Below are 23,802 nucleotides of genomic sequence, written 5' to 3' on the forward strand. Positions count from 1 at the left end.
CGTCCGGCCTGGGGCCGTCAGCCCTCCAGGAAGGCCTTGATCGCGCTCGCCAGCAGGTACGGGTCCTCCGCGCCGCACAGCTCGCGGGCCGAGTGCATGGAGAGCGCGGCGATGCCGCAGTCCACCGTGGCGATCCCCAGCCGGGCCGCGGTGATCGGGCCGATCGTGGTGCCGCAGGGCATGGCGTTGTTGGAGACGAAGGTCTGCCACGGCACGCCGGCCTTGTCGCAGGCCGCGGCGAACACCGCCCGGCCGACGCCGTCGGTGGCGTACCGGTTGTTGACGTTGACCTTCAGGATCGGGCCGCCGTTGGGCATCGGGTGGTGCCCCGGCTCGTGCCGCTCGCTGTAGTTGGGGTGGACGGCGTGGCCCATGTCGGAGGAGAGGCAGACGGTGCCGGCCAGCGCCCGGGCGCGGTCCTCGCGGCTGCCGCCACGGGCGTGGACGGTGCGCTCCAGCACGTTGCCGAGCAGCGGGCTCTGCGCGCCGGTGTCCGACTCGCTGCCGGTCTCCTCGTGGTCGAAGGCGGCGAGCACCGGGATGTACGGCACCTCGGCACCGCCGCCGGCGGCGGTGGCGACGGCGGCCAGCGCGGCGGTCGCGGCGTGCACCGAGAGCAGGTTGTCCAGCCGTGGACCGGCCAGCAGCTCGCGGTCCCGGCCGAGGTAGGAGGCGGGCTGCACGTCGTGGGTCATGAGGTCCCAGCCGGCCACGTCGGCGGCCTCGACGCCGGCGCGCTGCGCGACGTACTCGATCAGGCCGCCCTCGTCGACCGGGCCGAGGCCCCAGATCGGGGTGAGGTGGCGCTGCTTGTCGAGCTTCATGCCCTCGTTGACCTGGCGGTCCAGGTGGATGGCCAGCTGCGGCACGCGCAGCAGCGGCTCGTCCAGCTGCACCAGCCGCACGCTGCCGTCCCGCAGGGCCAGTCGCCCGGAGAGGCCGAGGTCGCGGTCGAGCCAGGTGTTCAGCGGCACGCCGCCGTAGATCTCCACCGCGACCTGCCGCCAGCCCGCCGAGCCGGTGTCCGGCAGCGGCTTGACGCGCAGGTTGGGCGAGTCGGTGTGGGTGCCGACCACCCGGAACGGCGTCTCCGGGCTGGCGCCCTCCGGCACGTACCAGGCGATCAGCGCGCCGCCGCGGACCAGGTACCGACCCCCGGCCGAGGCGTCCCAGGCGTCCGTCTCGGCGACCTGCCGGAAGCCCGCCTTCTCCAGCCGCTCGGCGGCGCTGGCGACCGCGTGGTACGGCGACGGTGAGGTACCGAGGAAGGCGATCAGATCATCGGTGTGCTTCCGGTCGAAGTAGGCCTGACGGGCGGCGGTCGACATGCTGCTCCTGGGTCGAGGGAGGGCCGGAGCCGGATGGGGGGTTCGGCTTCGCACCTTGAGCATATGCCCGTACACGGACATGACACTCGGAACGTCCCAACGGATGCAGAACACAGACAGAAACGTGAACTGACACTGCGCCGGGGAGCCGGACACCCAAGGGCACCGCCCGGTCGCGGACGGTCGTCACGGGGCTCGGCGGCGGGGCACGACGGGGCACGACGGGGCTCGGCGGCGGGGAACGACGAAGGGCCCGGTGCGGTACCGGGCCCTTCGTCGTGAGGGTTCGTCAGGCGGTCAGTGGGGTGCGCGGCGTCAGAACGCCTCCTCCGCCAGCTCCATGATCTCGTTGTCGATGCCCTCGGCGATCAGGCGCTGCGGGGCGACGGTCGGCAGCACGTTCTTGGCGAAGAAGCGGGCCGCGGCCACCTTGCCCTGGTAGAACGCGACGTCCTTCTCGGAGGCGCCGGCCTCCAGCTTGGCCAGGGCCACCGCGGCCTGGCGCAGCAGCAGCCAGCCGACCACGACGTCGCCGGAGACCAGCAGCAGGCGGGTGGTGTTGAGGCCCACCTTGTACATGTTCTTGACGTCCTGCTCGACCGAGGAGAGGTCCGCCAGCAGCTTGCCGACGATCGCCTCCAGGTCGCCGGCGGCCTTGGCGAGCAGCTCGCGCTCGGCGGCCAGGGCGTCGCCGCCCTCGGCGGTGGCGAGGAACTTCTGGATCTGCTCGGACAGCGCGGTCAGCGCCTGGCCGCCGTCCTTGACGATCTTGCGGAAGAAGAAGTCCTGGCCCTGGATCGCGGTGGTGCCCTCGTAGAGGGTGTCGATCTTGGCGTCCCGGATGTACTGCTCGATCGGGTACTCCTGCAGGTAGCCGGAGCCGCCGAAGGTCTGCAGGGACTGGGCGAGCTGCTCGTAGGACTTCTCCGAGCCGTAGCCCTTGACGATCGGGAGGAGCAGGTCGTTCAGGCGCTCGGCGGCCTCGTCGCGCTCGCCGCGCAGGCGGGCGGCCAGCATGTCGTCCTGGGTGGACGCGGTGAACAGGACCAGCGCACGCATGCCCTCGGCGTAGGCCTTCTGGGTCAGCAGCGACCGGCGCACGTCCGGGTGGTGGGTGATGGTGACGCGCGGGGCGGTCTTGTCCAGGAACTGCGAGATGTCGGCGCCCTGCACGCGCTCCTTGGCGTACTCCAGGGCGTTCAGGTAGCCGGTGGAGAGGGTGGCGATGGCCTTCGTGCCGACCATCATGCGGGCGAACTCGATGATCTTGAACATCTGGCGGATGCCGTCGACGGTCTCGCCCAGCAGCCAGCCCTTGGCCGGGTGCTTGGCACCGAAGGTCATCTCACAGGTGTTGGACGCCTTGAGGCCCATCTTGTGCTCGACGTTGGTGGCGTAGACGCCGTTGCGCTCGCCGAGCTCGCCGGTCTCCCAGTCGAAGTCGAACTTCGGGACGATGTAGAGGCCCAGGCCCTTGGTGCCCGGCTTGCCGCCCTCGGGGCGGGCCAGCACCAGGTGGATGATGTTCTCGGACATGTCGTGCTCGCCCGAGGTGATGAAGCGCTTCACACCCTCGATGTGCCAGGAGCCGTCCTCCTGCTTGATCGCCTTGGTGCGGCCGGCGCCCACGTCCGAGCCGGCGTCCGGCTCGGTGAGGACCATGGTGGCGCCCCAGAGGCGCTCGGTCATCCGCTGGGCGACCTTCTTCTGCTCCTCGGTGCCCTCGTCGTGCACGACGCCGGCGAAGGCCGGGCCGGAGGAGTACATCCAGATGGCCGGGTTGGAGCCCAGGACCTGCTCGGCGTAGGCCCAGATCAGCGAGGACGGCGTGACCTGGCCGCCGATCTCCTCCGGGATGCCCAGACGCCACCACTCGGCGTCCATGTAGGTCTGGTAGCTCTTCTTGAAGGTGGCCGGGACCGGCGCGGTGTTGGTCTCGGGGTCGAAGACCGGCGGGTTGCGGTCGGTGTCGGTGAAGGACGCGGCGAGGTCGTTCTCGGCGAGGCGCGCGATCTCGCTCAGGATGTTCTTCGCGGTCTCGACGTCCATGTCCGCGAACGGTCCGGTGCCGTAGACCTGCTCGCGGCCGAACACCTCGAAGAGGTTGAACTCCACGTCCCGCAGGTTGGACTTGTAGTGACCCATGGCCGTTTTCTCCGGTTCGTCGCTTCCGGGAGACCGCCGCGTTCGGGCGCCCCGTACCCACCAGTAGGCATCATGATGCTACCCAGCGGTAACTTGTTCAAGCCCCCCGCGGTGAATCCGCTATGAACGTGGTCACGTCCCACAAGGCGGGACGACCACTCCTTGTCAGGATCGACGCCAGCACGGGTGGCGGCGCTCCCGATAGCCTGTCCGTGTGTACGGCTATGACCAGAACGCATACCCGGGCGGCTCCTACCAGCAACAGGCGGGACCACAGCCGGGCATGAGCGGCATGCCCGGCCCCGGCCCGTACGGCGAGCAGCCGCAGGGCCAGCAGTCCCTCTATCCGGAGCCGTCCCCGCCGTCACTGGCGGACGCCGTCCGGGCCTTCACCACCGGGTCGATGGCCGTGGAGGACTTCCAGGCCATCTTCATCACCTCCAAGGTGCACTGCCCGCGCGGCGACCGGCCCGGCTTCCTGGCGCTGCACAACACGCCGACGCCGGTGATCCCGATGTTCAGCTCGCTGAAGGAGCTGCGCCGCTACGCCGGCAAGGACTCCAAGCACTTCACCGTCACCGGGGCGGAGGTCCTCGACCTGCTGCCGACCGGCTACGGCTTCGCGCTGGACATGGAGGGCGAGCACCGGATGGTGTTCGACGCCAAGGCCGTCGAGCAGATGGTCGACTTCACCATGCGCCGGATGTACGGCTAGGAGTCGCCGGGCTCCGCGTCCCGGGGGCCGGCCGACCCCCGGGACACCCCCCGGGCCACCCGTCGACACATAGTTCAATCTTCAACTTGCTTCTTGTTGAGGATTGAACTAATCTCGTGGACGTAGGCCAGAGGAACCCCCGAAGGAGGCCGACATGCCCGCCGTGACCGTCGAGAACCCGCTGATCCTGCCGCGCATCGCGGCCCCCGCCAACGGCGCTCAGCCCCGCCCCGTACTGGCCGTCTCCACCGCCATCGAGGGCTTCGAGGGCGAGGGCTTCCCCGTCCGGCGGGCCTTCGCCAAGATCAACCAGAAGTACCTCGACCCGTTCATCATGATGGACCAGATGGGCGAGGTGGACTATCAGGCTGGTGAGCCGAAGGGGACTCCCTGGCATCCGCACCGGGGCTTCGAGACCGTCACGTACATCATCGACGGCACTTTCATCCACCAGGACTCGCACGGCGGCGGTGGCGTCATCACCGACGGCGACACCCAGTGGATGACCGCCGGCTCCGGGCTGCTGCACATCGAGACCCCGCCGGAGTCGCTGGTGCTGTCCGGCGGCCTCTTCCACGGGCTGCAGCTCTGGGTCAACCTGCCCGCCGCCGACAAGATGATCGCGCCCAAGTACCAGGACATCCGCGGCACCAGCGTCAAGCTGCTGGCCTCCTCGGACGGCGGCGCGCTGGTCCGGCTGATCGCCGGCGACATCGACGGCCACCAGGGCCCCGGTGCCACCCACACCCCGATCACGATGATCCACGTGTCGGTGAACCCTGGCGCCCAGGTCACCCTGCCGTGGCGGGCCGACTTCAACGCGCTGGCCTACGGACTGGCCGGCAGCGGCTCGGCCGGCGAGGAGCGGCGGCCGTTCCACATGGGCCAGGCCGTGGTCTTCGGCGAGGGCGACTCCCTCGCCATCCGCGCCGACGAGCAGCAGGACTCCCGCAGCGCCAGCTTCGAACTGGTGCTGCTCGGCGGCCTGCCGATCCGCGAGCCGGTCGCCCACTATGGCCCGTTCGTGATGAATAGCCACCGCGAGCTCCAGCAGGCAATGGAGGACTTCCAGGCCGGCCGCCTCGGAACCATCCCCGCCGACACCAACCTGGGACGCTGACGGGCACAGCGGCGAGGGCCCGGACCGGGAGCGACCCGGGCCCTCGCATGTCCGGTTCAGACCGTCGGCAGCCGCGCTGCGGCCCGATCACAACGAACTACAGGGAAGTGGTAGCGACGATCTACCCTGACCTGGCTCAATAGCAGGATGGAGATCGGCGAGAACTGGGCGTACCGCGCCCAGCCCAAGATGCTCGGCAGTGGGAGCCGCCGTGCTGGGCGTCGGGGCCGGGGTCGCGCCGGGCCGCTCAGGTGCACATCAGATTCCTCGAAGGCGAGGACGCCGGCCTGCAGGACTGGGTTGCCCCTGCCTCCCTGGTCGCGCTGTGGGACGACGTCGCAGTCTTCCAGAGCGACGATGCTGCTGAACTGGCGCTGGTCGAGGCATCCCGGCACGTGCGGAAGACTGCCGAGTTCGAGACCGCCCGAATGGTTCTCGGCTTCGTCCGTCCCAAGAGCCATCTACGGCTGCGCACAACTGCGGCCGATGCCGGCGTGCTTGAGCTCACCGCTCTCGATGCCACCGCTGACCGACTCGGGCTCGATGCAACTGAGCTGCGTGCAGACCCGATGGTCCATGAGAACCGCACCGGCCTGTTCCTGGCAGGTTGGCCGGTCACCGAGCGAATCGCCCGGCGAGCCGCAGAGGTCCTGGCCGAGGAGATCCTCCCGGAGGTTGAGCACCGGCAAGAGGCCCTCGACCAGGAACGTGCGCAGCCCTCGTGGCAGTCGTGGAACCGTCGTCGCGACGAACGGAAGCTGCAGGCAGAGGACGAGCTGCTGCGGACCGTTCGCGAGTGGTGCGGTCAGGAACGGGTGGAGCGGTTCGACGAATTGTTCGCGCTACGGGCCGAGGTCGAGCGGCTTGGCACGATCGTCGAACGGGCTCTGATCTGAAGGCCCTGCGCGACCGGGGGCACGGCGTCATCGCCTCCACCATTGAGCGCGACCTTGGGGTCCGCATCTCCAGCCTTGGCCCTGAGGTGCGGCGCTGACGTCGCGCCACGGGTCGGCCTGGTGCCGCGGCTGAGTGGGCTCGGCAGGCAGTGCCTCCATCTCCGGCCGATGTGGGCTCCAGCCGTTGAGGAACGGCCGCAGCGCATCGGCCGTGAGCTCGGTCTCGAAGGCTTCGACACCGAGACCGCTTCCGAGCGCAGTCGGGTCGATCCTGTCCGCCTCGGCTCTACCCCAAGCGGCCCACTCCCGGAACCTCCGCACCTCCCCCTCGTTGCCGGTCCGACTCGCGGCTTCGTCCAGTGCCGCACAGAATTCCCGGATTTCCCGCGCCCCCTGCCACCGTTCCAGCGCCGACCCGAACCTCCCAGCGCGTGAGGCTTCGACGGCCTTGGCGCCAGCCGCAGCGACCGCAGCCTCCCAGTCCCGCTGCTTGCGTGCCTTCGCCTCGGCCGCCAAGCGCTGCCGCTCGGCCTCCGCCCTCTCCCGCGCCTCCCGCAGCCGACGTTGCTCGGCTTCGCGCTCCAACTGGAGGCGCTCCTGCTCCTCGGCGCGCGTCTTCAGCTTCCGGAAGAGCGAGCTGATCTGCTCCTCCACCGGCCGCTTCGGAGTGTCGGCACAGTCGGTCTTCCAGCCACCGCCATATCCGTAACCACCTGGAGGTGACTCGACTACCTGGAGGTCGAGTTCACCGGACGGCTCGGACCGATAAGCGGGAGTCACCCGCTGCCAGTCGTACGTCTTGCGCCGTCCCGTGGCCTGGGGCACGTACTTGACGTGCTTCTGCCACTCCTTAAAGCTCAACTCCCATGTCCTGCCATGGACGGAGAGGAGCGGCCGCGGCTGCTTCCGCTTCTTCAGGGTCTGTACGGTAGCCGGTGGCGTCGAAGTCTCCTTCCGAAGGCCGACGCTGAAGGTCATCGGCCCCTGGAGGGTCGTTCCCCTTGATGTGGTGCAGTGGTCGCGTGCTAGCGGTTATGCGATGGGCGGGAGTTCGTCGCGGGTCTGCTCGGCGGGGTAGATCCTGTCCATGCTGCCCTCGGGCAGGTAGCGCCGGGGGAAGGCGATCCATTCGTCGTACATCTCGAACAGCACGGCGGTGACCAACCGCAGGAGCGCGTCGCCGTTCGGGAAGACCTGAACAACGTCGGTGCGGCGCTTGATCTCGCGGTTGATCCGCTCCAGCGGGTTGGTCGACTGGATCTTCTTCCAATGCCGTTCCGGGAAGCCGGCGAAGGCGGTCAGATCGTCCTTGGCCTCCAGCAGCATCGCTCGCCTGGCCCGACGTTCCGACGGCCGTCACGGCTCTCCCGAGCGGTGGCCGCCCGATCGAGGGCCGACCGGGCAGGTCCGGACGGCCCGGGAGAGGGGTTCGACCACGGCTCGGTAACGGGGCATGTGGGTCTACTGGTCACTGGGCGGCTGGTGGTGGCCCTGCTGACTCTCAGTTCGTCGTTTCCGCTCGTAGTGGGTCCGGCCTTTGGCGGAGTTCCCGCAGGTGGCCATGTCGCACCAACGGCGACGACCACCTCGGGATCCGTCGATGAACACCCAGCCACATCGCTGACCAGGGCAGACTCGGGTGCGTTCCAGCGGAAGTGACCGAAGCAGGGCCAACGCCTGCAGGGCGAGTTCGTGGTCGGGGTACTCAAGCCCCGAGGTTTCGACGCTGACCTGGAGCTGCGGCGTGTTCCCGCGGATGGTGAGCCGCGCACGGGCGGCCGCGCACTTCCAGTGATCCTCCAGCTGGTCGACCGCCGCCGCGGGGGCTGGAGCGTCTCTGCGGAGCAGCGCCGTGAGGAGACCGTGCAGAGCCTCGCGCAGCTCGCGGATGCGGTCCAGGGCCAGCGCGGCTTCGGCGGGCCGGGTCTCGGCCAGCCGCCGCAAGGCCGTGAGGGCCGTGGGGTCGAACTGTCCGGTGAGGGTGGCCCACTCCAGCAGGCGCGGGTATCCGTCGAGCCAGTCGATCGGCTCCGTGTCACGGGCCGTGACCGTGTTCAGCAGGTCGATGACGATGTGTCCGCCGACCAGGTCACGGGGCCTGAAGGTGTGAGCCTGGATGGTTCCCGTCACGCATGACCGCCTTTCATGGGTTGCCCTGCCTCATCCAACCAGTGTAGTGATGTTATCCGGTTGGAATTCACCCTGACGCAAAGGAGGCGGCCATGGCCGCTGCCATTGAGCTCATCGCGGCTCCCTGGAATCTCGGCCTGCGACCGCCCACGCCGGGGCGCGAGCCGGGAACCTGGCAGACCCCGCAAGCGCTGCTGTCAGCAGGGCTGGAAGCACGACTGCGGCCCGCTCGGGTGACGCAGCTCGACCGTCCGCCGTACGAGTTCGACGCGCAGCCGGCCACTCTCATCCGCAACGGGGTGACCATCCGCGAGCACACGCTGCGGCTCGGCGAGGCGGTCCGGGCCGCACTCGCCGCCTCCCGGTTCGCGGTCGTGTTGGGCGGCGACTGCAGCATCCTGCTGGGGTGCCTGCTGGGGGCCCGGCGCGACGGGTGCTGCGGCCTGGTTCACCTCGACGGGCACAGCGACTTCCGGCACCCCGGCAACCACGACGCCGGTTCGTCCCTCGGCTCGGCGGCGGGAATGGATCTGGCTCTGGCCACCGGCCGTGGTGAGCTGCTGCTCACCCACTGGCCCGAGGTGGGCCGGCCACTGGTCGCCGACGAGGACGTCATCCAGATCGGCGACCGGGAGGACGAGGGGACGCCCCCGGTCAACCGGTTCACCGCCCAGGAGATCCAGCGGATCGGCATCGCCGATCTGGGCACGCGGGTCATCGGTCACCTGGAGCAGCGCGGGCTCGACCGCGTCTGGCTCCACGTCGACCTCGACGTCCTCGACGAACGCGTCCTGCCCGCGGTGGACTCCCCGGGCCGTCCCGGCCTGGACTTCTCCCAGCTCGCCCGACTCATCTCGTCCCTGGTCGGCACCGGCCGGGTGGTGGGGCTCGACGTCGCCATCTACGATCCGGAACGCGACCCGGACGGCGTGTACGCCGCTCCCATCGTCGACTGCCTCGCCTCCGCCCTGGCCCCCCTTGCGACCATGGAGGCCCACGCGTGAAAACGCTGCTCGCCGACGGCCCGAGCGCCCCGTACGCGACCGAGATGGAGCAGTTCGGACGCCTGACCGGACAGTGGGCCACCCAGATCACCCACCACCCCGTCGACGGCTCACCGGCCCGACGAGTCAGCGGTGAATGGGAGTTCGGCTACGCCCTGGAGGGCAGAGCAGTCCTGGACGTCTGGCAATGGCCCGAACGCAAGGAACTCCCCGCCGGGGGCCGCTCACCCGACCAGGAGTGCGGCCTGTGCGTGCGAATCTGGGACCCGCGCCTGCAACTGTGGCGGTTCACCTTCCACGGCACCGCCCGCGGCGACCTGGTGCACATGTACGCCCGCCGGATCGACGATGAGATCGTCATGGAGCGCGCCGCGGGCAGCGACCTCATCCGCTGGACCTTCACCGACATCACCGCCGGCACCTTCCGCTGGCGAAACGAACGATCGACCGACGGTGGACACTCCTGGCGGCTCGACCAAGAGGTCTACGCTCGCCGCCTGTTGAGTCCCGATCACGAGGAGGGTGTGATCGGGACTCAGGCCGACGATGCCGTGGTTGACCAAGGCCCGCCGGAGGCGTCCGGCTAGCCTCACCGATCTCCACGGCGCCACGGGGATGCGCGAGACGCCCGTCATCCCGTCCAGGCTTCGACATCATGCTCGGTGATCGGTCCAGTACCTGACGTCGTCGCCCTGGGCCGGTGGGCGAGACCGTCCAGCCGTGATGGTCGTGTCCCTTGAGTTGGCGTAGTGGTCGTGCTCCAACGGTCACGCGGTGGGCTGGGGTTCGTCGTGGATGTGCTCGGCGGGGTAGGCACGGCGACCATATCGGCCGTCTCCTCCGGGATGACGGCGAAGGCGTTCTGCAGGAAGTGGGCCTGAAATTAATCAACACAGTTGTTTCGTCGGGGTGCTGAGCGCCGGGACGGAGGCGAGGAGGGCCTCGGCCGTGCTGTGCTTCACCGGGGCCGGCGGCAGGTGGAACCCATCCTCCTCCAGCAGTGGGCGGACATCGCGGAAGGCGTTGCCGATGGCGCTCCGGTTCACCCGGAACAACTCGGCCAGCACCTCGCCGGTGCAGACGCGACGGTGGAAGAGGACGGCGGCGAGGACACGTTCTGCATCGGTGATCTTTTGAGCGAACACCCCTCCGCGGGTGCCGGCTTGGCGCGGGCCGCCGCGCCGGGTGTGACGGCGGCGTTCCACCAGTGCCGCCTGCCTGACGGCGAGGCGTTCGACAAGCGTCTGCAGGTTGGCGAGGCTCAGACCAGTCAGGGATGGACCGCAGAGCATCTCAGGCAGGGGTGGGCGGCTTCGGGTGGGGAGGGCACCGGTGCGCACGAAGTCGACCAGGTGGGCCGGCTCGGTGAACGGCAGCGTGGTCGACTCGATCGTGATCCTGTGCTTGTCCAGGAATCTGTGAGTCTCGGCGATCGCCGGGCCGATGGCTCGGTCGGTGACCTCCAGCATCTCCGCCAGGAGGCGCTGGAGGCAGACCTGGAGCTCGAGCAGAATATGAAGCAGGCCCCGGACACTGTCCGGGGCCTGCTTCACGTACCGGCAGCCGTCACGACACGAGCTGTCCTTCGGCTTCGTCGGCCGCATCCTGCCGCTTGGCGAAGCCGATCTTCACCCGCTCATGCACCGGCCCGCGTCCGCCGCGCTCCTTGGACTTGTACACGGTGATCCGGTCCACGAAGAGCTTGACGAACTTCCGGCGCTCCGCGAGGGGAGCGCCTTGCCACCAGGACCCTGGGCCGATGGGGTCGGCCGTCGGGTCTTCGGGCAACCGCTCGGCGATGGGGATCACGGGGGTAGCGGCCTCCTCCAGGACCGCGATCCTCGCCTCGGCCGCTTCCAGGAGACTCAGCAACGCGGACTCCTCCGCAATGAACCTCCGTCGGCCGATGTCTCCTCGGAAGCCACCCGCCTTGCGGTCGTCGTACAGCTCCTCCAGCGCCCTCACGGCGTCGGCCCGCTCCGCGACCAAGGTGGCACGCTCACGCGATCGTTCGGCCGACTCGTTGGCGACACCGAACCTGCGCGTCGCCTCTGCGAGGACCGCCAGAGCCTCGTGGTCGTGCTCGACCTCCCGCAGTAGAGCGAAGATGCTGCGGGCCACGTGGTCGTCCAGCGCCGCCTGGCTGATGGTGCACTCTCCGGTGTGCTGACCGGGCAGCACCTTGCGCCGACGGCAACGGTAGGACCGCTTCACGGGCTTGGCATCGGCGTGCGAGGTCTTCACGGCTCCGCACTCGCAGAACAGGACTCCCATGGCGGACAGCAGGGATTCGCCCCGCGAGAGCCCCTTCCCGCGTCCTCGCCCGTCGAGCCACTCCTGCAACTCGTACCACTCCGCCGACGGGATGATCGGCGCGTAGATCTGGAGCGGGAGCATCGTCTCGGGGTCCCGGAGGATGCGGTAGGTCTCTATCTGGCTCGTCGATCACCCTGCTGCACGCCAGCATCACCCCTGGCGCGCAGGTCACCATCCCGTGGCGGCCGGACTTCAACGCGCTGGCGTACGTCCTCAACGGCGACGGCAAGGTCGGCGCGGAGGGCCGGCCGATCCACAGCGGACAGGCGGCGGTGTTCGGAGAGGGCGACACCCTCACCGTCTCCGCCGACGCCAAGCAGGACTCCCGGCACCCCAACCTGGACGTGATCATCCTGGGCGGGCAGCCGATCCGGGAGCCGGTCGCCTGGTACGGGCCGTTCGTGATGAACAGCCACCGCGAGCTGGAGCAGGCGATGCGGGACTTCCAGTCCGGCTCGTTCGGCCACCCGATCGACTGACCGGTCGGCCCGCGGCAGTGGGGCGGGGTGCGACCTCACCCCACTGCCGCGGAACGCCTCGTCCCCCTACAGCAACGCGTAGAGGGCCGAGGCGTCGTCGTGCGCCTTGCCCCGCGGCCAGCGCTCGCAGTCGGTGTCCGTGCGCTCGACCGCCCGCACCTGGGCGATCAGCTCGCCCGGCCCCGACTCGGCGAGCAGCCGCAGGGCATCGCCCCAGCTGCCCAGGCCGAACCGCTCGGTGTAGCGCGAGGCACCGTCGGTCAGCGCGGCCACCGCGCGCAGCCGGTCCAGGCCGACGAAGCCGGTCTCGGCGTGCTGGGCCGCCTTCGGGCTGGCGGCGGCGATCCACGGACCGCCGCCGTTGTTCCGGGCCGCCCGGACGGCCAGCGCGTACTCCAGGTGCAGCGCGGCGCGCTCGTCCGAGCCCGGCACCGTCGACCAGACCTGCCGGCGCAGCTCCTCCCCACCCGGGAAGCGCTGGTTGTCGCCGATCACCCTGGGCGGGCCGTCCTTGAACTCCAGCACCAGCAGCGAGTCGCCGAGCACCAGGTACTCCAGCGCGGTGCCGTGCCGGCGGGCCGCGACGACCATGGCGGCCGGCGTGTTGGGGTGGGCGAGGTCGCACCGGCCACCGTGCAGCGCGGCGGTCTCCACGATGGCGTCGGCCAGGCACTCGGCGATCGAGCGGTCCGCGCGGTCGGTGAGCCGGGTCAGCAGATGCACCCCCAGCCGCCGCACGTACCAGGGGGTGCCGTGGCGGCACCCGGACTCCAGGCCGGTCGGCGAGCTCGAACCGTCGAGGAGGACGAGCGCCTCCGGTGAGGCCGCCGCGAAGTCCTCGCTCTCGCGGCCCGGCCGCCGTGCTTCTCCTGCGAGCTGTACCTGCATCCCGACAGTGTGGCCGCCGGGCCCGGCGCAGGCCCAGACCCCTGCACGCGGCGCGCTGCGCCGTCCGGTGGCAGCCAGGGAAATTCGGCCATACCGTCGGATAGCGAGTGGACGATTCGGCCAATCGGGGCCCGCGCGGTTTGAGATCCCCGTTCGGGTGCCCGAGCCTCCCGGGGCTGACGGGGCGCCACGGGCGGGACGACCGACGAGGACGAGGAGCGACGGATGTTCTGGCAATTCATCGTGCTGCTGGTCGCCTCGATCGGCTTTCCGATCGCCGCGCTGCTCTACCTGATCGGCGGGCCGCGGTTCCCCGACGAGCCCCGCGACGGCGACTGAGCCGCCCGCCCTCCTGCCCGGACCGCCTCCGCACCGCGCCGCGCCGGGCCGGGCCGGGCCGGGTCCTACCGCGCGGGCAGCGCCCAGGCGGGGTCGCGACCCAGCAGGGCGAGCGCGCGGTGGAACGGCCCGGCGGCGCCGGGCTCCAGACGTTCGCGGAAGGCACTCCCCGGCACCCGGTCCGCCGGCCCGGCGGGCACCCGCTCGGCCACCGCCAGCAGGGCGGCGGCGAGCCGCGGCTCGCCGTCCACGGCCGCGGCGACACCGGCGCCGACACCGAGCGCGGCCGCGACGTCCCAGCTGTGCACCAGGGTGTCCAGCAGGTGGAAGCCGACCGCCAGGCGCAGCGGGAAGGTCCCGTCCGCGCGGATCTCCGGCAGCCGGAGCCGCCGTCCGCCGTCGGCCGCCGCCTCGGCGAAGGCGGCGGCCAGCTCCGCGGCCGAGCGCCGGAACGGACCCGCCGGGTCGTTGCCGACCGGCACGGCCGCGAACAGGGCGAGGTCGGGCCCGGCGCCGCGCGCCGCGGCGGCGAAGCCCCGGTGCTGGCCGACCGCGTGCGCCAGCAGCTCCCGCAGCGTCCAGCCGGCGCACGGTGTCGCCAGCACCAACTGCTCCGGCTGCACGGTGTCGACCAGCCGGGCCGCCGACTCCAGCGAGCGTGCATGGAGTTCGAGCAGCTCGCGCAGTTCGAGCGGTTCGGGGAGGCCCGGGAGACCGGGCAGGCCGGCGGCGTTCACGTGGCACTCGCCGTGCGGTCGGCGTCGGCCAGGAAGCCGACGGCGTTGTCGAGGACGGCGGGCTCGCCGAGGATCCGCCGGTGGCCCAGCCCTCGGGTGATCAGCAGCTCCAGCCGGTCACCGTACGCGGCCTTGAGCCGGTGGGCGTGGTCGACCGGGACGACGTCGTCGCCCTCGTCGTGCGCCACCAGGATCGGCAGGCCGATCTCCTCGGGACGGCGGGTGGCGTCGAAGTACTCCGCGACGTCCTCGACGCCGGGGAACATCTCCCGTTCCACCAGCCGCCGCAACCGCCGCTCGACCCGGGCGTTCAGACCGGCCCTGGCGCAGAAGGCGGCGGGCATGAAGGAGACCTCGGCCGCCCCGGCGACGGCCACCAGCCGCCCGGCCCGCAGGCCCCCGCGCAGCGCGAGGAAGGCCGCGTTGACGCCGAGCGAGTGCGCCACCACGGCCTCGAAGCCGCCGTACCGCTCCTGCAGCCGGAAGGCCAGCTCGCGGTACTCCAGCACGTGGGTGGTGCCGCCGCCGGACTCGCCGTGGCCGGGGGCGTCGAAGGCGACCGGGGTCAGGCCCAGCGCCCGCAGCCGCGGCACGAGCGGGGCGAACCGCGAGGCCCTGGACTGCCAGCCGTGCAGCAGCAGAACGGGCCGGGTGCCGTCGCCCCAGCGGTAGGCCACCACGGGCTTGCCGCCGACGGCCAACCGCTCGGTGACGGCCTGTGCGTGGACGTGCTGCTCGTGCGGGCGCAGCCGGCCGCGTCGGAGCGGGTGGCGGAACAGCGCGAACGCGGCGCGGCCGGCCGGGCCGGGCGCGAGCAGCGAGGCGGTGTTGAGGGTGGTGCGGATCAGTGCGACGGCCGGGTCCATCGGGGTCTCCCTGTCGGTGCTGACGGGTCTGCCTGGTGCGGGGGCCGAACTTGCCGCGATATTAGCACGATCGTTCGTGCAGTTTTCTGGTCCGGGCAAGACCCCGGCGAAGTGAGGTGGACCGGGCGGCGGAGGTCGCCGTCGCCCCGGCGGCGGAGGTCGCCGTCGACCGGGCGGGTCTGCGGCAGACCCGGCGGAGCTGCCGCACCGAGCGGGCCGGTCAGCCCTCCGGCAGCGCGGCCGGGTCGCTCGCCTCGGCCCGCAGCAGGCTCCGGGCCGCCCTGACCGCCCGGTCGTACGGGGCGTCCTCGTCGAACAGCAGCGCCTGCGAGTTGGCCGTCTCCATGAAGCTGGTCAGGGCGAAGACCAGCTGGTCGGGGTCGGCGTCGGCACGCAGCTCGCCCGCGTCCCGGGCGCCCTCCAGCAGGGTGCGCACGGTCTGCTGCCACTCCCGGGCACTGGTCGCCAGCAGGTCGCGCACCGGCCCCGGCTGGGCGTCGAACTCGGCGGTGACCGCGTAGAAGAAGCAGCCGCCGGGGAACACCCTGGCCCGCGAGTAGGCGATCCAGGACTCGAAGAGCCGCCAGACCGCGGCCAGGCCGGGACGGTCGTCCGCGACCGGGGCGATCACCGCGTCGAAGTAGATCCGCCGGGCCGCGCGGACGGTGGCGAGCTGCAGCTCCTCCTTGGAACCGAAGCCCGCGAACACCCCGCTCTTGCTCAGGCCCAGGTCGGTGGCGAGCCGGCCGATCGAGAGCGCGCCGAGCCCCTCCACCGAGGCGATCTCGACCGCCCTGCGGAGCACCGCCCGGCGGGTCTCCTCGCCCCGCTGGACCCGGCCGTCGACGCGTCCGGCCGACCGGCCGCCGTCCTGGCCGCCGGTGCGTCGGTCGGTCGCGGAGCCGGTCACGGTGCACCTCAGCTGTCGGTCGGGACGGCGGCGCCGTCGTCACCAGAAGGCGGCGGGCGGTCCACAGTCGTGGGCCGCCCGCCGCGTCTGCGTCCCGCCAGGGTATCGCCGCCCGCCCGCCGGGCGGAGGTCCCGCGGGACCGGCCCTACCCCCGGGCCGCCAGGGCCGGGCCGCGCAGGGCCGCCCGGCCCGGCAGCGCCGTCGCGGCCAGGGCCAGCACCGCCGTCACCGCGAGCACCCCGGCGTAGTCCGCCCACGGCCAGACGAGCCCGGCCGACCCGGTCATCCCCACGCTGAAGGCGGTCAGCACCGCGCCCGCGATCGCCGTGCCGAGCACCGCCCCGGTGACCGCCACCGCCGCCGCCTCCAGGCGCAGCATCCGCAGGATCTGGCGCCGGGTGGTGCCGGCCAGCCGGAGCAGGGCGAACTCCCGCCGACGGTCCGCCGTGGCCATCGCCAGCGTGTTGACCACGGAGATCGCGGCGAAGCCCAGGACCAGGCCCATGCCCAGGACGTTGACCTCGGCGCCGGTGCGCCGGCCTTCGTCCGCGGCCTCCCCGGCCTGTGCCCGGTCCAGCACCCGCACGCCGGGGTAGCCGGCCACCGCCGCGGTCAGCCGCTCCCTGGTGACGCTGCCGTCGGAGGCGACCAGGACGACCGCGGCCAGCGGGTCGTCCACGTGCCGGGCCAGCAGGGCGTGCGAGAGGGTCAGGTCACCGAAACCGAGGCCGCGGGCGTAGACGGCCCGGACGGTCAGCGCGGCCGGGGTGCCGTCGCCGAGGGTCAGCCGGACCACCGAGCCCGGGTGCACCCCGAGCGCACCGGCCGCCGTCTCGCTGACCGCGAGATCGGCGTCGCCGAAGCCGGCCAGCGTGCCGGCCGTCACCCGCGGGTCCCACGCCGCGGTCAGGCCCGCGGTGGTGACTCCCTGCGCGGAGTACTTCTCCAGGTCGATCCGGACCGAGCTGCGGACCACCTCCGTCGCCGCCGTCACACCGGGCAGCGCCCGGACCGCCTGCGCCGCCTCACCGGGCACGCCCGGGGCGGTCGCGGCCAGCGTCCACGGGGCCAGGACCCCCTCCTCGGCCTGCCGGCCGGCCGCGCCGTCGAGCGTGGCCTGGGTGAACAGCACCGTGCAGACCATCGCGGTCAGCAGGGCCAGCGGCGCGGCGACCGCCCCCGTCCGGCGGGCCTCGGCGCGCAGGTTGGCGGCGGCCAGGTGCCCGCTCACCCGGGAGAGCCGCAGCACCCCGCCGAGGACGGCGGCGGCGACCCGGGCCAGCACCGGGCCGAGCAGCGACACCGCGATCGCCAGCACCAGCACGGTGGCGAAGGTGACCGGGGTGGAGGCCTTCTCGGTGTCCAGCGCCGACAGGACGGCGACCAGGGTGACGCCCCCCGCCAGCGTCACCAGGCCGGCCGCCGTACGGATCCGGCCGCCGGTGCGCACCTCCACGGTTGCCTCCGCCAGCGCCTGGCCGGGGCGGATCCGGGACGCCCTGCGGGCGGAGATCCGGGCGGCGGCCCAGCCGCCGAACAGCGCCGCCAGCACGCCGACGGCCATCGGGAAGACGCTCTGCGCGAGGTTCAGCGTGCCCGGCACCGCGCCGAGGTCGACGAAGCCGTCGTACAGCGCGCGTCCGGCCGGCAGGCCGGCGAGCGAGCCCGGCACCCCGCCGGCCAGGCCGAGCAGCAGGGCCTCCCGGCCGATCAGCCGCCGCACCTGGCCCGGCGTCGCGGCCACCGCCCGCAGCAGCGCGATCTCGCGGCCACGCTGCTGGATCGTCAGGGCGAAGGTGCCGCTCACCACGAGCACGGTCACCAGCAGCGCGGTGCCGCCGATCGCGGCACCCATGCTGACCAGCTTCACCCGGGCGTTCGCCGCGTCCGGGAACTCCGCCAGGCCGCGGTCGGCGCCGCGGTGGACGACGGCTCCGCTGCCGGCCAGCACCGGTGCCAGCCGGCCCGCCAGCGTGGCGGCGTCGGTGCCGGGTGCGGGCAGTACGCCGATCGCGCCGACCCGGCCGGGGTGGCCGGCCAGCCGACGCGCCTCGGCCGGACTGAAGAACAGCGCGCTCTGCTCGGCGAGTTCGACGCCGCGCGGGGCGGCGAGGCCGGTGATCCGGTACTCGGCGGGGGCCCGGGTGGCGCGGACGGTCACCCGGTCGCCGACGCGGAGCCCGGCCCGGGCCGCCGCGGCGGTGTCCAGCACCAGCTCGTCGGCCGCGACCGGCTCCCGGCCCTCGGCCAGGGTGAACGGGGCCAGCACGGCGGACTCCCAGGAGTGCCCGTACGAGGGGCGGTCCTCGCCGGACCGACCGCCGGCGGCCACCGCGCGGGCCGGGAAGCCGAGCTCGGGAACGGCCGCCCGAACGCCCGGCACCGCGGCGATCCGGGCGGTCAACTCCTCCGGCAGCCAGACCCGTTCGGCGAGCGGTTTGGCCTTCTCCTTGGTTTTGGTCTTCCCGTCGCCCTTGTCCTTGACGACGGTCTTGTGCACCTGCTGGTCGCCGGCCACGACGATCGGCGTGCCGGCGAGCCGCTCGGCGCGGACCTCGCCGCGCAGGCCCGTCTCCAGCAGGGTGCCGCAGGCGGTGACGGTGAGGGCGGCGAAGAACAGCGCGACGAAGGCGCCCGCGAAGCTCGCCCGGCGGGCGCGCAGGCTCTGGAGCGCGTAGGAGAGCAGCATCAGAGCCACGCTCCCCGTCGGGAGTCGGGGCGGGCGGTGGAGCCGGGGACAGTGCGGAGCGCGGGCCGGTGGAGAGGCCGGTGCGCGGCGCGACCGGGGCGGCCCGGGCGGCCGGCGGCGGGCGTTTTCGTCATGCCCCCAGGCTTCCGTTCCGAGGGGGTCCGGCGCAGTGCGGCGGCCCGGTCGGTCCGGGCGGGGGTTATCCCCCGACCGAGCCGGCCGGCTACTCCGTCGCGCCCAACACCGTTTCCAGCAGGGCCGCCTGGGCCAGCAGCCGCTCGTCGGCCCCGGCGGCGCCGACCACCTGCAGGCCCAGCGGCAGGCCGTCCGCCGTCGTCCCGGCCGGGAGGCTGAGCGCGGGCAGCCCGAGGTGGCTCCACGGCAGCGACATCACCGCGTCCCCGGTGGCGGCCAGGCCGAACGGGGCCGGCCCGGTCGCGGAGGGCGCCAGCAGCAGGTCCGCCCCGGCCCGTTCGCGCTCCTCGGCGACGCGGTCACACAGGTGCTCGCGGGCGCGCAGCGCCGCCGCGTAGTCCTCCGGGGCCACCGCCTGGCCCTGCCGGATGCCGGCCGCCGTCTCCGGCCGGTAGAGGCCCGCGAAGCGGGTGAACCAGTCGGCGTGGGTGCGGGCCTGCTCGAACCGGTTGATCGTGTGCACCTGTCGCAGCACCGACTCGAAGTCGGGCAGCAGATCGATCCGGCGCACCGTCAGACCGGCCGCCGCCAGCCGCACCAGCTGCTCCTCGAAGGCCTTCACCGCCTCCGGCCGGGCCCGTTCCAGGTAGCGGCCGACCGGCACGCCGAGGACGGGCGCCGGGCCGGCCGGCTCTGCCGCCTCGGCGTGCCAGTCGTCGCAGAGCAGGGGCGCCGCCAGCGCCGCACCGGCCAGGTCGGCCGTGAACAGGCCCAGGGTGTCGTAGCTCGGCGCGTTCGGGACCACCCCGTCCACCGGGATCCGCCCGAAGGTCGGCCGGAAGCCCACCACGCCGCAGTAGGCGGCGGGCCGGACCACCGAGCCGATGGTCTGGGTGCCGATCGCCAGCGGCACCAGCCCGGCCGCGACGGCCGCCGCCGAACCGCTGCTGGAGCCGCCCGGGGTGTGGCCGGGGTGGTGCGGGTTGCGGGTCGGGCCCGGGGCGCTGCCCGCGAACTCGGCGGTGACCGTCTTGCCGGCCACCAGCGCGCCCGCGGCCCGCAGCCGGTCGACCACCGCGGCCTGCGGGCCGGCCAGCACGCCGGGGGGCAGCGCCGAGCCGGCGTGGGTGGGCAGGCCGTCGACGTGGACGATGTCCTTGACGCCGACCGCCACGCCGTAGAGCGGCGGTGCGGCGGTGCGGTCGGGGTACCGCGCGGCCAGTGCCCGGGCCTCGGCGTGCAGCCGGGCGGGCCGGCCGGGCTCGGGCACGAAGGCGTGGATCAGCGGGTCGACCCGTTCGATCCGGGTGCAGAGCCGGTCGACGTGGCCGGCCAGGTCGGGGCCGGCGGCCCGCAGGGCGGCGGCCTCACGGGCCAACGAGCGCGGGCCGACCAGGGGTTCCTCCATACCGGCCACGGTAGCCCGGTTCACGGACGACCGGTGGCGCGCGTCGCCCGGGGACCGGTGTCCGGGTGCGGGCGGCCGGGGGTGCCGGTGTCCGGGGGAGGCGCCGTTCAGGGGGAAGCCGCCGTTCAGGGGTGCTCGGTGGCCAGGTACGGCGTCTCGCGAAGGTAGTAGGCGCCGCAGGTGTGGCAGCAGAGTTCGGCGGTCTTGCCCCAGTCCGTCGCCTCCCGCACCGGCGCGTCGTCCGCCAGCTCCCGGCCGCACATGGCGACGGCCTCGCTGCCACGGACCACGTGCCAGAGCCTCACCCCGGCGGCCGGGCCGCCGTCGCCGTACTCGGCTCGCATCTGGTGCATCATCCACCCATCGTCCGGCCGCCCTCCGGCCGCGGCAACCGGAGGACGGCGGGGCGGAGCGGCCGCGTCGGCGGGGCGTTCCGACGGACCGGCCGGCCCGGTTCGAGGAGGCCTCAGACCAGGCTGCCGTGCAGCCGCAGCCGGGCGATGCCGCCGTCGGGGAAGACGTCCAGCCGGACATGGGTGGCGGGCCGGGGCGTGTCCAGGACCAGGCGGTGGACGGCGTCGGGCTGCAGCCGCGTACGCGGGACCAGCTCGAACCACTCCTCCGGGTCGGCGGCCTGCTCGTCCCGCCCGTACAGCGCGGCCCAGCCGGCCGCGTTGCCGACGTAGTAGCCGGTGTCGATCTCGACGGCCCGGATCGCGCCGCGACCGGCCAGCCGCAGCCGGACCCAGTCGTGGCCGTCGTCGCGCCGCCGCCGGTTCTCCCACCCGTCGCCCATCGCCCGGGACCTGCCGGGCAGCGCGAGGTTGGCCGGGGGCGAGAAGAAGCGGTCCGAGGCGTCCTCGACGGCGCCTCCGTTCTCGATCGCGGCCAGGTCGAAGGTGCCGAGCGCGGCCAGCCAGGCGGCGTCCGGCCGGGCTTCGCCGTGCACCCGGAGCCGGGCGACGCCGCCGTCGGGGTACTGGCTGAGCCGCAGGTGGGTGAAACGGCGGCCGTCCTCGACGGTGAAGCCGTTGGCGGCGTGGCCGCGCACCGGCGAGCGGGGCACCAGCGGGTGCCAGACGGTGGAGTTGGCGAGCAGTTCCTCCGGCCCGGGGGTGCCGGGGAGCTCGGCGCCCTCGACGGCGATCTGCTGCGGGTAGTTGCCCCGGAAGTGCGCGGTGTCGACGATCACGCCGCGCACCACGCCCGGCACCCCGAGCCGGATCAGCGCCCAGTCGCGGTCGTCGGCCGCCGGGTGCGGGCGGCCGGTGCCGGCCCCGCGCCGCCGGCGGGTCTCCCAGCCGTCCATGATCTGGCCCTTGTTGCCGAAGGTGTGCGGGCGGAACTCGGCGGGCCCGGGGAGCAGCAGGTTCTCCCGCTCGGCGAAGAGCTCGTCGTTGGCGGCGATCACGGCGCCGCCGAGCCGGCGGTCGGCGAGGTCGGTCAGGGCGGTGAAGGCGAAGTCGGCGGAGCGGTAGTCGGCGTACGGGTTGCCGCCCGCGTAGGGCAGGGCGTCTGCGTCGGAAAGCGTCTCGGAGGCCATGCCTCCACGATGGCTCCGTCCGATCGGTCAGGTCCATCACAAAGAATTGAGCAAAATGTTCAGCCGGACTGAACGGTTGCGGCCGCCTCGGCCAGCGCGTCCAGCACCCGGCGCAGCGGCGGCGTCCCCTCCGTCCCGGTCCGGACCGCCGCCACCACCCGGCGGGTCGGCAGGTCGGCGGGCAGCGCCCGCACCACCGCCCCGCCCCCGCGCCGCGCCGAGGCCAGCCGGGGCACCAGCGCCACCCCGAGGCCCGCGCCGACCATCGCGAGGATCGCCGTCCAGTCCGCCGCGGTGTGGGCCCGCTCCGGCACGAACCCGGCGTCCGCACAGGCCGCCAGGGTGATCTCCCGCCACGGCCCGGCGGCGCCGTAGATCCACGGCTCGGCGGCGAGGTCGGCCAGCCGCAGTCCCGGGGCGCCGGCCAGCGGGTGGCCGGGCGGCAGCGCGACGTCCAGCGGGTCGCTGAGCAGCACCGACTGGACGAACCGCGGATCGTCGCCGCCCGGCTGCACGGCCAGCGACAGCGCCAGGTCGACCTCGCCCGCCGCCAGCAGCCCGTACGCCCCGGCCGCCTCGGCCTCCACGACCCGGACCGTCAGCCGCGGTGCGGACTCCCGCAGCCGGGTGATCGCCGGGACGAGCAGTCCGGCGACGGCGCTGGCGAACGCGCCCACCCGCACCTCGCCGGCCTCGCCGTGCAGGTAGCCGGCCAGTTCGGCCTCGGCCCGCTCCAACTGCCCGAACACCGGCTCCGCATGGCGCAGCACCAGGCGTGCCGCCGGGGTCAGCCGGACCCGCCGCCCGTACGGCTCCAGCATCGGCGCGCCCAGCTGCTTCGCCAGGGCCGACACCTGCTGGGAGACCGCAGACGGCGAGAGGCGGAGCCGCTCGGCCGCGCCGGTCACCGTGCCGCACTCGTCCACCGCCCGCAGCACCCGCAGCCGCCGCAGATCCCACTCGCCCACACCCATCGCGCCAGCGTAGGACCACCGCCGAGCCGTCTCGGCCACCCCGGCCGAAACCCGTCGCCGGTACCCCGATAAGGTGCCGCTCCTGCGACCGCCGGTGATCACACCAGGCATCAAGTCGCCCATATTCAGACAGAATTCACCTAATGGGGGCAAAGAACGTGCGTACTTCCCGCCTGCTGGCCGCGTCCTCGCTGCTCGCGCTCTCCCTCGGCGCGACCGTCGGCACGGCCACCGCCGGCGCGGCCGCGGTCTCGCCGACCCCGACGGCCACCAGCTCGGCCACCGCCACGCCCTCGGGCACGCCGTCCGCCACGCCGTCGGCGACCGGCACGGCCTCCCCGTCGGCCAGCGCCAGCCCCACCGCCAAGCCCACCGTCAAGCCGACCGTCCCGATGCCTTCGCCCACTCCGTCCGGGGCCTGCCGCGGCTACCGCACCCTCCAGCTGAAGACCACCGGCAGCGGGCTGGCCAACACCACCATCGTGAAGGGCGGCACGCCCGGCGAGCTGTCGGTGACCTTCGAGAACACCGCCTCCGTCGACCTGCAGAAGCTGGACGCCCACCTCTTCCTCACCAATGTCGGTGAGGAGGAGCCGGTCACCAACCCGGTCACCTGGGGCAAGGACGCGTTCAACCTCCAGGTGAAGCTGCCCGGCGGCGACTGGAAGAGCCCGGCGCCGGACGCGGTGAAGGCCGGCGGCACCTACCTGATGGTCGACCTCGGCGTCCACAAGCTCGCCAAGGGCGCCAAGCTGGCCTTCCAGGTGCGCGTCGCACCCACCGACAAGGCGCCCACCGCCCAGTACTACGCCCAGCTCGACGCCGGCTCGGAGGCCTTCGAGTCCAAGGCCGTCCCGGGCGCTCCCGAGACCGACAGCTGCATCACCTTCAACGGCAGCTTCCGGGTCGACGACCTGTTCAAGGTGACCGACAAGAACGCCGCCACCACCCCCGCGTCGGGTGCCCCGTCCTCGCCGTCCACCAAGGTCTCCACCTCCCCGGCGGCCGGGCCGCACCTGGCGGAGACCGGCAGCAGCTCCAACACCCTCCCGATCGCGGTCGGCGGCGCCGCCGTGCTCGCCGCGGGTGCCGGGACGCTCTTCGTCCTGCGCCGCCGCAAGGCCGGTTCGCACAGCTGAGACCGGTAGCGGCCGGCTGAACAGGGGGTACGGGCAGCAC

The 23,802-nt window shown here is 72.9% G+C and carries 20 protein-coding genes and 3 pseudogenes; 7 read left to right on the forward strand and 16 right to left on the reverse strand.

The window, feature by feature from the left end; translation table 11 throughout:
- Positions 1 to 17: 17 nt before the first annotated feature.
- Positions 18 to 1,328: a M18 family aminopeptidase gene (locus tag ACF9IK_RS16670; protein WP_395294985.1), complete on the reverse strand. Its 1,311-nt coding sequence runs from the start codon at positions 1,326 to 1,328 to the stop codon at positions 18 to 20.
- Positions 1,329 to 1,643: 315 nt separating this feature from the next.
- Positions 1,644 to 3,473, reverse strand: coding sequence for an acyl-CoA dehydrogenase (locus ACF9IK_RS16675; protein WP_395294986.1), 1,830 nt, complete (start codon positions 3,471 to 3,473; stop codon positions 1,644 to 1,646).
- A gap of 214 nt (positions 3,474 to 3,687) precedes the next feature.
- On the opposite strand from ACF9IK_RS16675, the gene ACF9IK_RS16680 reads away from it, so the two are divergent.
- The 3 genes from ACF9IK_RS16680 (at position 3,688) to ACF9IK_RS16690 (ending at position 6,204) form a co-directional block, all read left to right on the forward strand.
- A complete protein-coding gene (locus ACF9IK_RS16680) occupies positions 3,688 to 4,188 on the forward strand; it encodes an SseB family protein (RefSeq protein WP_238860851.1) in 501 nt (166 codons plus the stop codon).
- A 154-nt stretch (positions 4,189 to 4,342) separates the two neighbouring features.
- Positions 4,343 to 5,308 carry a pirin family protein gene (locus ACF9IK_RS16685; RefSeq protein WP_395294987.1) on the forward strand — a complete coding sequence of 322 codons (966 nt, stop codon included), beginning with the start codon at positions 4,343 to 4,345 and terminating at the stop codon, positions 5,306 to 5,308.
- Positions 5,309 to 5,559: 251 nt separating this feature from the next.
- Positions 5,560 to 6,204: a PE-PGRS family protein gene (locus ACF9IK_RS16690; protein ID WP_395294988.1), complete on the forward strand. Its 645-nt coding sequence runs from the start codon at positions 5,560 to 5,562 to the stop codon at positions 6,202 to 6,204.
- Positions 6,205 to 6,231: 27 nt separating this feature from the next.
- Here ACF9IK_RS16690 and ACF9IK_RS16695 read toward each other — a convergent pair whose 3' ends face one another.
- From ACF9IK_RS16695 to ACF9IK_RS16705, 3 genes and pseudogenes are all read right to left on the reverse strand, one after another.
- A complete protein-coding gene (locus ACF9IK_RS16695) occupies positions 6,232 to 7,182 on the reverse strand; it encodes a hypothetical protein (RefSeq protein ID WP_395294989.1) in 951 nt (316 codons plus the stop codon).
- A gap of 54 nt (positions 7,183 to 7,236) precedes the next feature.
- Positions 7,237 to 7,536 (reverse strand): annotated as a pseudogene (locus ACF9IK_RS16700) (transposase); the annotation flags it as partial.
- Between the two features lie 129 nt (positions 7,537 to 7,665).
- Positions 7,666 to 8,334, reverse strand: coding sequence for a CGNR zinc finger domain-containing protein (locus ACF9IK_RS16705; RefSeq protein ID WP_395294990.1), 669 nt, complete (start codon positions 8,332 to 8,334; stop codon positions 7,666 to 7,668).
- Positions 8,335 to 8,426: 92 nt separating this feature from the next.
- Here ACF9IK_RS16705 and ACF9IK_RS16710 point away from each other — a divergent pair, with 92 nt between their 5' ends.
- Both ACF9IK_RS16710 and ACF9IK_RS16715 read left to right on the forward strand, forming a co-directional pair.
- Positions 8,427 to 9,338 carry an arginase family protein gene (locus tag ACF9IK_RS16710; RefSeq protein WP_395294991.1) on the forward strand — a complete coding sequence of 304 codons (912 nt, stop codon included), beginning with the start codon at positions 8,427 to 8,429 and terminating at the stop codon, positions 9,336 to 9,338.
- Entirely contained in the window at positions 9,335 to 9,925 is a 591-nt protein-coding gene (locus ACF9IK_RS16715) for a hypothetical protein (protein WP_395294992.1), read from the forward strand. The genes ACF9IK_RS16710 and ACF9IK_RS16715 overlap by 4 nt, the downstream gene beginning before the upstream one ends.
- A 300-nt stretch (positions 9,926 to 10,225) precedes the next feature.
- Here ACF9IK_RS16715 and ACF9IK_RS16720 read toward each other — a convergent pair.
- Both ACF9IK_RS16720 and ACF9IK_RS16725 read right to left on the reverse strand, forming a co-directional pair.
- Positions 10,226 to 10,867, reverse strand: a pseudogene (locus tag ACF9IK_RS16720) (ISAzo13 family transposase); the annotation flags it as partial.
- Between the two features lie 37 nt (positions 10,868 to 10,904).
- A complete protein-coding gene (locus tag ACF9IK_RS16725; protein ID WP_395294994.1) occupies positions 10,905 to 11,735 on the reverse strand; it encodes a hypothetical protein in 831 nt (276 codons plus the stop codon).
- Between the two features lie 14 nt (positions 11,736 to 11,749).
- On the opposite strand from ACF9IK_RS16725, the pseudogene ACF9IK_RS16730 reads away from it, so the two are divergent.
- A pseudogene (locus ACF9IK_RS16730) lies at positions 11,750 to 12,133 on the forward strand (pirin-like C-terminal cupin domain-containing protein); the annotation flags it as partial.
- A 66-nt stretch (positions 12,134 to 12,199) separates the two neighbouring features.
- Here the strand turns inward: ACF9IK_RS16730 and ACF9IK_RS16735 are convergent.
- The 9 genes from ACF9IK_RS16735 to ACF9IK_RS16775 form a co-directional block, all read right to left on the reverse strand.
- Positions 12,200 to 13,021, reverse strand: coding sequence for an integrase (locus ACF9IK_RS16735; RefSeq protein ID WP_395294995.1), 822 nt, complete (start codon positions 13,019 to 13,021; stop codon positions 12,200 to 12,202).
- Between the two features lie 404 nt (positions 13,022 to 13,425).
- Positions 13,426 to 14,097 (reverse strand): TIGR03086 family metal-binding protein, encoded by a 672-nt coding sequence (locus tag ACF9IK_RS16740; protein WP_395294996.1) that lies wholly within the window; start codon positions 14,095 to 14,097, stop codon positions 13,426 to 13,428.
- Positions 14,094 to 14,963, reverse strand: a complete 870-nt coding sequence (locus ACF9IK_RS16745; RefSeq protein ID WP_395294997.1) for an alpha/beta hydrolase — start codon at positions 14,961 to 14,963, stop codon at positions 14,094 to 14,096. The genes ACF9IK_RS16740 and ACF9IK_RS16745 overlap by 4 nt, the downstream gene beginning before the upstream one ends.
- Positions 14,964 to 15,183: 220 nt before the next feature.
- Positions 15,184 to 15,873, reverse strand: a complete 690-nt coding sequence (locus tag ACF9IK_RS16750; RefSeq protein ID WP_395294998.1) for a TetR/AcrR family transcriptional regulator — start codon at positions 15,871 to 15,873, stop codon at positions 15,184 to 15,186.
- 146 nt (positions 15,874 to 16,019) lie between these two features.
- Positions 16,020 to 18,563 carry an FtsX-like permease family protein gene (locus ACF9IK_RS16755; protein ID WP_395298597.1) on the reverse strand — a complete coding sequence of 848 codons (2,544 nt, stop codon included), beginning with the start codon at positions 18,561 to 18,563 and terminating at the stop codon, positions 16,020 to 16,022.
- Between the two features lie 223 nt (positions 18,564 to 18,786).
- Complete coding sequence (locus ACF9IK_RS16760) at positions 18,787 to 20,106, reverse strand: amidase (RefSeq protein WP_395294999.1); 1,320 nt, start codon at positions 20,104 to 20,106, stop codon at positions 18,787 to 18,789.
- Positions 20,107 to 20,231: 125 nt separating this feature from the next.
- Positions 20,232 to 20,450 (reverse strand): hypothetical protein, encoded by a 219-nt coding sequence (locus ACF9IK_RS16765; RefSeq protein WP_395295000.1) that lies wholly within the window; start codon positions 20,448 to 20,450, stop codon positions 20,232 to 20,234.
- A gap of 122 nt (positions 20,451 to 20,572) precedes the next feature.
- Entirely contained in the window at positions 20,573 to 21,649 is a 1,077-nt protein-coding gene (gene alc, locus ACF9IK_RS16770) for an allantoicase (protein WP_395295001.1), read from the reverse strand.
- Between the two features lie 59 nt (positions 21,650 to 21,708).
- A complete protein-coding gene (locus ACF9IK_RS16775; protein WP_395298598.1) occupies positions 21,709 to 22,617 on the reverse strand; it encodes a LysR family transcriptional regulator in 909 nt (302 codons plus the stop codon).
- 164 nt (positions 22,618 to 22,781) lie between these two features.
- Between ACF9IK_RS16775 and ACF9IK_RS16780 the strand changes: the two genes are divergently transcribed.
- Entirely contained in the window at positions 22,782 to 23,762 is a 981-nt protein-coding gene (locus tag ACF9IK_RS16780; protein WP_395295002.1) for an LAETG motif-containing sortase-dependent surface protein, read from the forward strand.
- Positions 23,763 to 23,802: the final 40 nt, after the last annotated feature.

It is taken from the genome of Kitasatospora hibisci, from assembly GCF_043950205.1.
GTDB classification, from domain to species: Bacteria; Actinomycetota; Actinomycetes; order Streptomycetales; family Streptomycetaceae; genus Kitasatospora; species Kitasatospora hibisci.